The sequence below is a fragment of the Arthrobacter sp. H14 genome (assembly GCF_000520495.1).
Taxonomy (GTDB): domain Bacteria; phylum Actinomycetota; class Actinomycetes; order Actinomycetales; family Micrococcaceae; genus Arthrobacter_C.
The window spans coordinates 21,193-23,404 of sequence record NZ_KI914659.1 but is presented as its reverse complement, the minus strand read 5'-3'; the positions used below and the strand labels follow the sequence as shown (position 1 = coordinate 23,404).

Annotated in this window: 3 protein-coding genes; all 3 read right to left on the bottom strand. The window is 63.5% G+C overall.

Going from position 1 to position 2,212, the window contains the following annotated elements:
* The coding region (locus Y707_RS31500; protein ID WP_051441978.1) for a hypothetical protein at nucleotides 1-760 on the bottom strand (760 nt) is incomplete at its 3' end.
* 98 nt (nucleotides 761-858) lie between these two features.
* Entirely contained in the window at nucleotides 859-1,146 is a 288-nt protein-coding gene (locus tag Y707_RS0113235; RefSeq protein ID WP_026535455.1) for a MoaD/ThiS family protein, read from the bottom strand.
* A complete protein-coding gene (locus Y707_RS0113230) occupies nucleotides 1,146-2,210 on the bottom strand; it encodes a WD40/YVTN/BNR-like repeat-containing protein (RefSeq protein WP_026535454.1) in 1,065 nt (354 codons plus the stop codon). The genes Y707_RS0113235 and Y707_RS0113230 overlap by 1 nt, the downstream gene beginning before the upstream one ends.
* Nucleotides 2,211-2,212 lie beyond the last annotated feature (2 nt).

Sequence of the window (2,212 nt, the reverse complement as noted above, 5' to 3'; positions counted from 1 at the left end):
CTCCGGACGCCAGCCACTCAACTGCCGACTTCCCGCTCAGCTGATCGACCTTTGTGACCATCCATAGTGCGATGGTCCAGCCGTCCTTTGTCCCTTGGGAGAGCACACTGAGCACATCAACGAAGTGCGGAAGAGTGTCACCAAAATCGGTGAACTGCCACACCGGGTAGAGGCGAACCCGATCCGAAGTCATACATGCCAGCAGCTTCCCGCTCCGAACCTTCTTTTCCAGTGCCTGCCTACTGATTCCCAGCCAGGAGATCATCGCATTGGTGTCATAGAACGGCCCGGTAAGATCCGCGAGCTCGCTAGAGTCGGACCTCGGCAAGGCATGCAGTAGGGAACGCACCAGCCGGAGAGTGTCCACGTCGCTTAGGTCGAGCCCGAGCCGTAGCATCTCTTTCGCCAGCGTCTCGGTGACGGTCCGGATCGCCGCGACGCGCGGGTCGATGACCGCTTTAGTGGAAGCAAAGCTGGAACTGAGAATGGATGTGTTTGGCAGCATCCGTGACCCCCGGCGTAACCGTGAGAGGGTCGTTAGTGGCAATCTGCGACCATAGCGGTCCAAACTTATTGCGTGGAATGGCTTTGCTCCCGATTCAGCGGAGGAATACGCGCGAATCAGTGGATTCCTAGCCTCGAGTGCCTGCATTTCAGAGACGATTTCCCGGTAGCGCTGGAGCGTTTCCGGGGCCGCCTCAGTGCGCGCGGTATCTCCGCCCGATTTCGAGGCGACGACATACCGTTTTGTTGCGGCCATGCGGAACCGTCCTCCTGCTGTCAACTGAGACAACCATACTACTCCGAGTCGTCAACCTAGACAACCAATCTCAGAACACAGCTGGCCACCGCGCCGGATTACCCGCCGGCGACCGACTGGATGATCAGCAGTTCCTGTCCCGGCCGGACCGCCGTTGAGGCGCCATCGAGACCGCGGATGTCCTCGCCGTCGACGAAGATATTCACGTAGCGCCGGACCGCCCCCGTCTCATCCCGCACCCGCCGGCCGAAAACCGGATAGTCAGCGGCGAGCGCGTCGAGCAGCGCGGCGACCGTGCCGCCGTCGGGCAGTGAAACCTGATGCACCCTGCTGTCCCCCGCCAACGCCGCGAGCACCGGCGGAAGCATGACCGACACTGTTCCCATCAGACTCCTACGGCCGCCGCCCGGACGCACAGCACATCGGGCAGGTGCGAGACCACTTCGGTGAAAACTTCGCCCTCGTCTGCACTGGCATAAACCGAGCCGCCACGGGTGCCGAAATACACACCGGCAGGTTCGGAGGTATCGACGGCGGCCGCATCCCGGAGGACTACGTTGTACTCCGCGTCCGGCAACCCGGTATCGAGCCGCATCCAGCTCTGTCCGGCGTCGTCGGTACGGTGCACGGCAAGGCGTCCGTCGGGCGGGATGCGCTCACTGTCCGCCTTCATCGGGATGACCCAGGCCGTGTCGCTGCGGGTCGGATGGGTCATCATCACGAAACCGAAGTCCGCCGGAAGGCCATCGGCGATCGAAACCCAGGTGTCGGCGTCGTCGTCGGACCTGTAGACGCCGTGGTGGTTCTGGGCATACAGCCGCTTCGAGTCTTTGGAATCCCGGGCAATCTTGTGCACACACTGACCGAATTCCGGGTTGGGATCCGGCATGAAGTAGGCGGAGATGCCCTTGTTCCGCGCCTCCCAGGAGGTGCCGCCGTCGGTTGAGCGGTAGACGCCGCCGGTACTCATTGCGATGTGAACCGTATCGTCCACCGGGCTGGAGAGGATGGAGTGTGCGGCGGGTCCGCCATAGCCGGCGCCCCACTCCGGCCGGTGCGGATGGTCCCACAGCCCGCGGTTCAGTTCGAAGTGCTCGCCGCCGTCGGTGGACTTCCATACGGAAATGGGTTCGCAACCGGCCCAGACCACTCCCGGACGGTCGCCGGTATCGGGCTGGATTTGCCAGATCCGCTCCAGAGCAGCGCCGGCCTCCTCGGGAAAGCGGATAGCACCGTTTTCCGGCTCCGTCCACGCTTGCCCGAGGTCGTCGGAGTGCATCACGGTGGGGCCCCAATGCTCGGAGCGGACACCTGCCATGATCCGGGTCCGGCCGCCGCGCGTATCGATGCTGACGCTCGGGACCTCCTCCATCAGAAACTGCGGCTGCGAGAGCGACCAGTTCCTGCGGTCGTGGCTGGTGGCCAGCCACAGCCCTTTCTTCGTCCCGATCG